The organism is Streptomyces sp. NPDC054863 (assembly GCF_053610825.1).
Window position 1 is genome coordinate 1 of record NZ_JBSGZD010000346.1, and the last position, 7,868, is coordinate 7,868.

Below are 7,868 nucleotides of genomic sequence, written 5' to 3' on the forward strand. Positions count from 1 at the left end.
GGGCCACACACCACTGCTCGGGGGATCGGCCCTACTCCTCCTCGGTGTCCGAAGGCACCTCGGTCGGCGCCGACGCATCACCGTCGGCCTCCAGCAGACGCGACAACTGCCGCCCCACGATCCGCTTGAACTTCCGCTGCTGCGGCCTCGTACGGTCCAGCACGGCCACTTCGAGCCGCTCCGCCGGAATCTCCCGCTCCGTACCGTTGGTGTCCCGCGACAACGCCTGCACGGCAAGCTTCAGCGCCTCCGCCAGACCCATGTCGTCACGGTGGTGCTGATCCAGATACGTACTGATCTGCTCGGCATTGCCACCGACCGCGACCGAACCGTGCTCGTCCACGATCGACCCGTCGTGCGGCAACCGGTAGATCTGGTCGCCCTCCGGCTCCACACCGACCTCGGCGACCACCAGCTCCACCTCGTACGGCTTCTCCGCATTGCTGGAGAAGATCGAACCGAGCGACTGGGCATACACGTTCGCCAGCCCACGCGCCGTCACATCGTCACGGTCGTAGGTGTACCCACGCAGATCGGCATACCTCACGCCGCCGATCCGCAGATTCTCGTACTCGTTGTACTTACCGGCAGCCGCGAAGCCGATCCGGTCGTAGATCTCGCTGAACTTGTGCAGCGCACGGGACGGGTTCTCGCCGACGAAGACAATGCCGTCGGCAAACTGCAGCACAACCAGGCTGCGTCCACGGGCGATGCCCTTCCGGGCGTATTCCGCCCGGTCGGCCATGGCCTGCTGGGGTGAGACATAGAACGGCGTCGACACCGGCTATCCGTCCCTTTCTGTCAGAGGCAAGAACATCAAAGAGCCGCAGGAGCTCGGGAATTCACACGGAACTCAGAGCAGCGCGGCCCGCGGACCGTCGGGCTGCTCCAGGCGCTTCGCCAGAACCGTCCGGGCCAGCTCGGCGGACTCCTCGTCCGTCAACCGCCGGAAACCGTCCTCCGAGATGACGGTGACGATCGGATAGATGCGCCGCGCCATGTCGGGCCCGCCGGTCGCCGAATCGTCGTCGGCCGCGTCGTAGAGCGCCTGGATGACCAACGTCGTGGTCTCCTGCTCCGTCAGGTCCTTCCGGTACAGCTTCTTCATCGAGCCGCGCGCGAAGACGGAACCCGACCCGGTGGCCGCGAAACCGAGCTCTTCCGAGCGACCGCCCGTGACGTCGTACGAGAAGATCCGGCCCTTCTCGCGGTCGACGTCGTAACCGGCGAAGAGCGGCACCACGGCCAGCCCCTGCATGGCCATTCCGAGATTCGACCGGATCATCGTCGAGAGGCGGTTCGCCTTGCCCTCGAACGAGAGCGTGGCGCCTTCCACCTTCTCGAAGTGCTCCAGCTCCAGCTGGAACAGCTTCACCATCTCGACGGCCAGACCTGCCGTGCCCGCGATCCCGACCGCCGAGTACTCGTCGGCCGGGAAGACCTTCTCGATGTCGCGCTGGGCGATCATGTTCCCCATGGTCGCGCGCCGGTCGCCGGCGAGGACGACCCCGCCGGGGAACGAGGCGGCCACGATGGTCGTCCCGTGCGGCGCTTCGACGACGCCCGCCACGGGCGGCAGCACCCGGTTGCCGGGGAGCATCTCGGGCGAGTGCTCACCGAGGAAGTCCATGAACGAGGACGACCCGGGCGTCAGGAAGGCAGCTGGTAGACGCCCGGTGCTACGAGTGTTGGCTTCCACGCGTTTCCCTCCAGGTATGCGATGGCCCGACGCAAGGTGTCGGGATCATCTCCCAACTGGCCGATGGCCGCATTGCAGTTGAAGCACAGTACGCCTCGGACCCTACCCGTCTCGTGGCAGTGATCCACATGCACGGCGGGAGCCTTCAGGCAGATCGTGCAGACACCGGCTTGGGAGGCGACCATTTCGTCGCGTTGGGCTTCGGTGAGGCCGTAGGAGCGTTTGAGGTGATCCGCGCGCCCCTGTTCCGCCCGGCACGGTTTGCACCGCGTGGCCAACCCGTCCGAAGCGGTGGCATTGCGATGCCATTCGCTATGCGGCTTGACCTGGCCACATCCGCGGCATTCCTTGTAACCGGGCGGAACGTCGACCTTTTCACGGACCTTCTTACCTTGCGCTTCCATACGCCGCCGGTAATGTCGAGCACCATATTCCGAAACGCATTGTCGGCACCGAACCTGAAGCCCGTCCTTCCGATTGCGATCGGCCGCGAAGGACTCCACAGGCAAGGCCCTCGAGCACCCCGGACAATGCTTCACATTCACTCCGTGAAATCTGTCCGTTTTGCCCGCTATTGCCCACCTTTCTGAACAAATCCGCGCACGAACTCCTCGGCATTTTCCTCGAGTACGTCATCGATTTCGTCGAGAACAGAGTCCACGTCGTCCGAAAGCTTTTCCTGTCGTTCCTTGAGGTCTTCCGAGCCCTGCGCCTCCGCAGTCTGCTCTTCGGCCTCCTCGGTGGAACGCGTCGCCTTCTGCTGTCCGCCGCCGGTGTCCTTGCTCGCCATCTCTACCTCACCCCGCTCGGTTGGATGCATTTGCTGCTGGTCGCTTACCGGACCCTTGATCAGACCCTATAACCGGGGTCCGACATCCGCTCCGTACTTCTCTGATTCCCACTTGCCGCGCATTTCAGCCGCGCTGCCGCGCATCAGCCGCCCGACAGCACCCGGACCAGTTCGTCCGCCGTGCGGCAGCGGTCCAGCAGCTCCTTGACGTGGTTCCTGGTGCCCCGCAGCGGCTCCAGCGTCGGTACCCGCTGGAGCGAGTCCCGCCCCGGCAGGTCGAAGATCACCGAGTCCCAGGAGGCCGCCGCGACGTCGTCCGCGTACTGCTCCAGGCAGCGTCCGCGGAAGTACGCCCTGGTGTCCTCCGGAGGCTTCGTCTCGGCCCTCTCGACCGCGCTCTCGTCCAGCAGCCGCTTCATCTTCCCGCGGGCCGCCAGTCGGTTGTAGAGCCCCTTGTCGGGCCGTACGTCCGCGTACTGGAGGTCGACCAGGTGGAGCCTGGGCGCGTCCCATTCGAGGTTGTCGCGGCGGCGGTAGCCCTCCAGGAGCTCCCGCTTGGCGATCCAGTCCAGTTCCCCGGACAGGCTCATCGGGTCGTTCTCCAGACGGTTCAGCACGTCCTCCCACCGGGTGAGGACGTCCTTGGTCTGGTCGTCGGCGTCGGCCCCGTACCGCTCCTCCACGTACTTCCTGGCCAGCTCGAAGTACTCCATCTGCAGTTGCACGGCGGTCAGTGACCGGCCGCTGCGCAGCGTGACCAGATGCTGCAGGGAGGGGTCGTGGGAGACCTGGTGCAGGGTGCGTACCGGCTGGTCGACGGCGAGGTCGACGTTGATGAAGCCGTCCTCGATCATGGAGAGGACCAGCGCGGTCGTGCCCAGCTTCAGGTACGTCGAGATCTCGGAGAGGTTCGCGTCGCCGATGATCACGTGCAGCCGGCGGTACTTCTCGGCGTCGGAGTGGGGTTCGTCGCGGGTGTTGATGATGGGGCGCTTGAGGGTGGTTTCCAGGCCGACCTCGACTTCGAAGTAGTCGGCACGCTGGCTGATCTGGAAGCCGTGTTCGTGTCCGTCCTGGCCGATGCCGATGCGGCCGGCGCCGGTGATGACCTGGCGGGAGACGAAGAACGGGGTGAGGTGGCGCACGATGTCCGAGAAGGGGGTCTCCCGCTTCATCAGGTAGTTCTCGTGCGTGCCGTAGGAGGCGCCCTTGTTGTCGGTGTTGTTCTTGTAGAGCAGGATCGGCTGGGCGCCGGGGAGCTGGGCGGCTCGCTCTGCGGCTTCGGCCATGATGCGTTCGCCGGCCTTGTCCCAGAGGACCGCGTCCATGGGGTTGGTGATTTCCGGGGAGCTGTACTCGGGGTGCGCGTGGTCGACGTAGAGCCTGGCGCCGTTGGTCAGGATGACGTTGGCCAGGCCGATGTCCTCGTCGGTGAGCTGGCTGGAGTCGGCTGCTTCGCGGGCGAGGTCGAAGCCCCGTGCGTCCCTGAGCGGGTTCTCTTCCTCGAAGTCCCAGCGGGCGCGGCGCGCCCGGTGCATCGCCGCCGCGTAGGCGTTGACGATCTGGGACGAGGTGAGCATGGCATTGGCGTTGGGGTGCCCGGGGACGGAGATTCCGTATTCCGTCTCGATGCCCATTACTCGCCGTACGGTCATGCGGCCCTCCTTGCCCGGCGCTGCCCCCGTCCTGGGGCGGCGCTCAAGTACCGCTGGATTTCGGGTGCGTGTGCGGTGCCCGTCCCCGCACTGTGCGTCCGGCGGTGGCGGTAGGGAAGAGCCTAGAACGCCTTTGCGCTGGTGGGGAGATCAATGCCGTCATTGCTGTGTTGTGGCTCGGTTGTGCTGTGGTTTCCGGCGGTTTCCCGCTGTCGCCGGTGCTGTCCGGGTTGCTCTCCGGTTGCTCTCCGGTGGAATGCAGTCGGCTGCGGATACCGGGCGGATTGTCCGCAGGTATCCGCAGCCGGGCTGTGTTCTACAGGTACTGACCGGTGTTGGCCACCGTGTCGATGGAGCGTCCGGTGTCTGCGCCCTGCTTTCCGGTGACGAGGGTGCGGATGAAGACGATCCGCTCGCCCTTCTTGCCGGAGATGCGGGCCCAGTCGTCGGGGTTGGTGGTGTTGGGCAGGTCCTCGTTCTCCTTGAACTCGTCCACGCAGGCCTGGAGGAGGTGCGCGACCCGCAGGCCCTTCTGGTTGTGGTCGAGGAAGGCCTTGATCGCCATCTTCTTGGCCCGGTCGACGATGTTCTGGATCATCGCGCCGGAGTTGAAGTCCTTGAAGTAGAGGACTTCCTTGTCGCCGTTGGCGTACGTGACTTCCAGGAAGCGGTTCTCCTCGGTTTCCGCGTACATCTGCTCGACGACGGACTGGATCATGCCGAGTACTGCGGCGTCCTTGGAGCCGGTGTGCTCGGAGAGGTCGTCGGAGTGCAGTGGCAGGGTTGCCTTGAGGTACTTCGCGAAGATGTCCTTGGCCGCTTCCGCGTCCGGGCGCTCGATCTTGATCTTGACGTCGAGTCGTCCGGGTCGGAGGATCGCGGGGTCGATCATGTCTTCGCGGTTGGAGGCGCCGATGACGATGACGTTCTCCAGGCCTTCCACGCCGTCGATCTCGGCGAGCAGCTGGGGGACGATGGTGTTCTCCACGTCCGAGCTGACGCCGGATCCGCGGGTGCGGAAGAGGGACTCCATCTCGTCGAAGAAGACGATGACGGGGGTGCCTTCGCTCGCCTTCTCGCGGGCACGCTGGAAGACCAGGCGGATGTGGCGCTCGGTCTCGCCGACGTACTTGTTGAGGAGTTCGGGTCCCTTGATGTTGAGGAAGTAGGACTTCCCCTGGGGCTGGCCGGTGACTTCGGCGACCTTCTTGGCAAGGGAGTTGGCGACGGCCTTGGCGATGAGGGTCTTGCCGCAGCCGGGCGGGCCGTAGAGCAGGATGCCCTTCGGGGGCCGCAGTTCGTGCTCCTTGAAGAGGTCGGGGTAGAGGTAGGGGAGTTCGACCGCGTCGCGGATCAGCTCGATCTGGTTGCCCAGTCCGCCGATCTTTGTGTAGTCGACGTCCGGGACCTCTTCGAGGACGAGTTCCTCGACCTCGCTCTTCGGGATGATTTCGTAGACGTAGCCGGATCGGGGTTCGAGCAGCAGGGCGTCGCCGGGGCGGATGGTGACGTCCAGCAGCGGCTCGGCGAGCCTGACCACCCGTTCCTCGTCGGTGTGCCCGGTGACCAGGGCGCGCTCGCCGTCCTCAAGGATTTCCTTGAGGGTGACGATGTCCCCGGCGCGCTCGTACTCCATGGCTTCGACCACGTTGAGTGCTTCGTTGAGCATCACTTCTTGACCGCGTCGGAGCTCTTCGAGCTCGACGCCTGGGCTGACGTTCACCCGGAGCTTGCGGCCCCCGGTGAAGATGTCGGCCGTGCCGTCCTCGTTGGCCTCCAGGAACACACCGAAGCCGGCCGGCGGCTGTGCGAGCCGGTCCACTTCTTCCTTGAGGGCCACGATCTGGTCGCGGGCCTCGCGGAGTGTGTTGGCGAGCCGCTCGTTCTGGGCGGACACGCCTGCCAGGTTGGTCTGCAGCTCGACGATCCGCTCTTCGAGAATCCTCGTATGACGCGGAGAGTCGGCGAGCTTGCGTCGCAGGACGGCGATTTCCTGCTCTAGATAGGCAACCTGTCCGGCGGGGTCCTCGGACCCTCGCGCGGGCCGGATGCCGCGGTTGATGTCGTCGTCGTGGGCTGCCACGGTCCTCACCTCCTCCAAGGGGAGCTGGACGCTTCCTGACCCTACCTGGGTGGGTGCTGGTTGAAACCCCTAGATCACAAACAGGATCGAGGAGTGTCTGATCTTCACCCTTGCGTACTCCCTCACACCGAGGGGATACCCACCCAGCAACATCGGAAAGCGGGCGGTTGTATCGTCGAAGTGTTCAACACCCGTCAGGGCTGGCTTCAATTGGTGCATACCGCGCAGGGAACGGCAGGAGATATGACCGTGCAGGACGAGGCTCCCACCGCAGACGGTGCCCAGGTCGGGGACCCTCTTGAGGTGTGGATCGACCAGGACCTCTGTACCGGCGACGGGATCTGTGCGCAGTACGCGCCGGAGGTCTTCGAGCTCGACATCGACGGTCTCGCGTATGTGAAGAGCGGTGACGACGAGCTGCTGCAGACCCCTGGAGCCACGACGCCGGTGCCGCTGACCCTGCTGAACGATGTCGTGGACTCCGCGAAGGAGTGCCCGGGCGACTGTATTCATGTACGTCGCGTTTCGGACAGGGTCGAGGTGTACGGACCGGAGGCGGAGTAGTTCCTTCCGGTTCGGGTCCTTCCCGGGCCGGGGTTCAGACGCCGCGGGCGTCGGTGGCGGCGGAGCGGGTGAACTTCCCGTTCCGCCACTGCCATTTGATCTTCTGCTTCGTGTCGGGGCAGCAGCGGGCGACGGTCTTGGAGGAGTAGCCGAGGAGGGTCGCGGTGACGGTGCCGCCTGCCACCTCGATGTCGGTGGCGTTCTGCTGGTCGGCGGGGTCCAGGAGGGTCGCGACGACGCGGTGCGGTGCGGTGAGTACGTAGATTCCGCTGGGGGGCGTGCCGAATCCGCTCTCGCAGCGGACGACGGCGACGGTTTCGGGGCTCTTGTCGCCGTCGAGGTCGCCGGAGGCGTGCTTCACGACGGTGTGTTTGCCGCCTCGGCAGGTCAGGGGGTAGGTGGCGGCTGCCGCGTCGGGGGCGGGGCGGACGGCCGCCGGGCCGCCGGGTGCGTTCTGCGGCGCGGTCTCGGGGGCGGTGGCTGCCGCGGGCTGGAGCAGTCCGGCCAGGGCGACGACAGCGGCCGTGGCGGCGGCGGTGGCCAGCCAGTGCACCGCGCGGGGCCGGGTGTGTGCGAGGTCCGGGAGCGCGGGGGTCTGCACGCGGGGTGTCTCCTGTGGGGCTGTGCCGGGAGGGGCGCCGGCGACGGGAGGGAGGCTGGCATCGTGCCACACGGGGCGGGCGGGGCGGAACGCCGGGGTGCGGGCCCGCGGGCAAAGTCTTGGTACGGGGGCCTGGCGCGGAGGCTGCGTACGGCAGCCACGGGCAGAGAGGCTGCGCAGGCCTCGCGCGGAGGCTGCGTACGGAGGAGGGCTCGCGGAGTGACTGCGTACGGAGAGCTCGTGCAGCGGCCTCGTACGGAGGGCTCGTGCGGCGGCTGCACACGGAGGGCTCGCGGAGTGACTGCGTACGGAGAGCTCGTGCGGCGGCTGCGTACCGAGGGCTCGTGCAGCGGCCTCGTACGGAGGGCTCGTGCGGCGGCTGCACACGGAGGGCTCGCGGAGTGACTGCGTACCGAGGGCTCGGGCAGCGGCGTCGTACGGAGGGCTCGTGGAGTGGCTGTGTACGGGAGCGGTTC

Annotated in this window: 8 protein-coding genes; 1 reads left to right on the forward strand and 7 read right to left on the reverse strand. The window is 66.4% G+C overall.

Going from position 1 to position 7,868, the window contains the following annotated elements; translation table 11 throughout:
- Positions 1–31: 31 nt before the first annotated feature.
- The 6 genes from prcA to arc form a co-directional block, all read right to left on the reverse strand.
- The gene (prcA, locus tag ACWGIG_RS34565) at positions 32–781 is read right to left on the reverse strand and encodes a proteasome subunit alpha (protein WP_453325655.1); all 750 of its coding nucleotides are present in this window, start codon (positions 779–781) and stop codon (positions 32–34) included.
- Between the two features lie 72 nt (positions 782–853).
- Positions 854–1,699 carry a proteasome subunit beta gene (gene prcB / locus ACWGIG_RS34570; protein ID WP_453325656.1) on the reverse strand — a complete coding sequence of 282 codons (846 nt, stop codon included), beginning with the start codon at positions 1,697–1,699 and terminating at the stop codon, positions 854–856.
- On the reverse strand, positions 1,651–2,238 hold the full coding sequence (locus tag ACWGIG_RS34575) for an endonuclease VII domain-containing protein (RefSeq protein WP_453325661.1): 588 nt from the start codon (positions 2,236–2,238) through the stop codon (positions 1,651–1,653). The genes prcB and ACWGIG_RS34575 overlap by 49 nt, the downstream gene beginning before the upstream one ends.
- Before the next feature lie 32 nt (positions 2,239–2,270).
- Positions 2,271–2,489, reverse strand: a complete 219-nt coding sequence (locus ACWGIG_RS34580; protein ID WP_453325657.1) for a ubiquitin-like protein Pup — start codon at positions 2,487–2,489, stop codon at positions 2,271–2,273.
- Positions 2,490–2,632: 143 nt separating this feature from the next.
- A complete protein-coding gene (gene dop, locus ACWGIG_RS34585; protein WP_398420089.1) occupies positions 2,633–4,144 on the reverse strand; it encodes a depupylase/deamidase Dop in 1,512 nt (503 codons plus the stop codon).
- A 316-nt stretch (positions 4,145–4,460) separates the two neighbouring features.
- Positions 4,461–6,227, reverse strand: a complete 1,767-nt coding sequence (gene arc / locus ACWGIG_RS34590; RefSeq protein ID WP_453325658.1) for a proteasome ATPase — start codon at positions 6,225–6,227, stop codon at positions 4,461–4,463.
- Positions 6,228–6,470: 243 nt separating this feature from the next.
- Between arc and ACWGIG_RS34595 the strand changes: the two genes are divergently transcribed.
- Complete coding sequence (locus ACWGIG_RS34595; protein ID WP_453325659.1) at positions 6,471–6,791, forward strand: ferredoxin; 321 nt, start codon at positions 6,471–6,473, stop codon at positions 6,789–6,791.
- Positions 6,792–6,825: 34 nt separating this feature from the next.
- On the opposite strand, the gene ACWGIG_RS34600 is transcribed toward ACWGIG_RS34595, so the two are convergent.
- The gene (locus tag ACWGIG_RS34600) at positions 6,826–7,392 is read right to left on the reverse strand and encodes a hypothetical protein (RefSeq protein WP_453325660.1); all 567 of its coding nucleotides are present in this window, start codon (positions 7,390–7,392) and stop codon (positions 6,826–6,828) included.
- Positions 7,393–7,868 lie beyond the last annotated feature (476 nt).

Excerpts from the sequence above, each read along its gene's own strand:
- ACWGIG_RS34580 (WP_453325657.1), bottom strand. The coding sequence starts at position 2,489 with ATGGCGAGCAAGGACACCGGCGGCGGACAGCAGAAGGCGACGCGTTCC.
- dop (WP_398420089.1), bottom strand. The coding sequence starts at position 4,144 with ATGACCGTACGGCGAGTAATGGGCATCGAGACGGAATACGGAATCTCC.
- ACWGIG_RS34595 (WP_453325659.1), top strand. The coding sequence starts at position 6,471 with ATGACCGTGCAGGACGAGGCTCCCACCGCAGACGGTGCCCAGGTCGGG.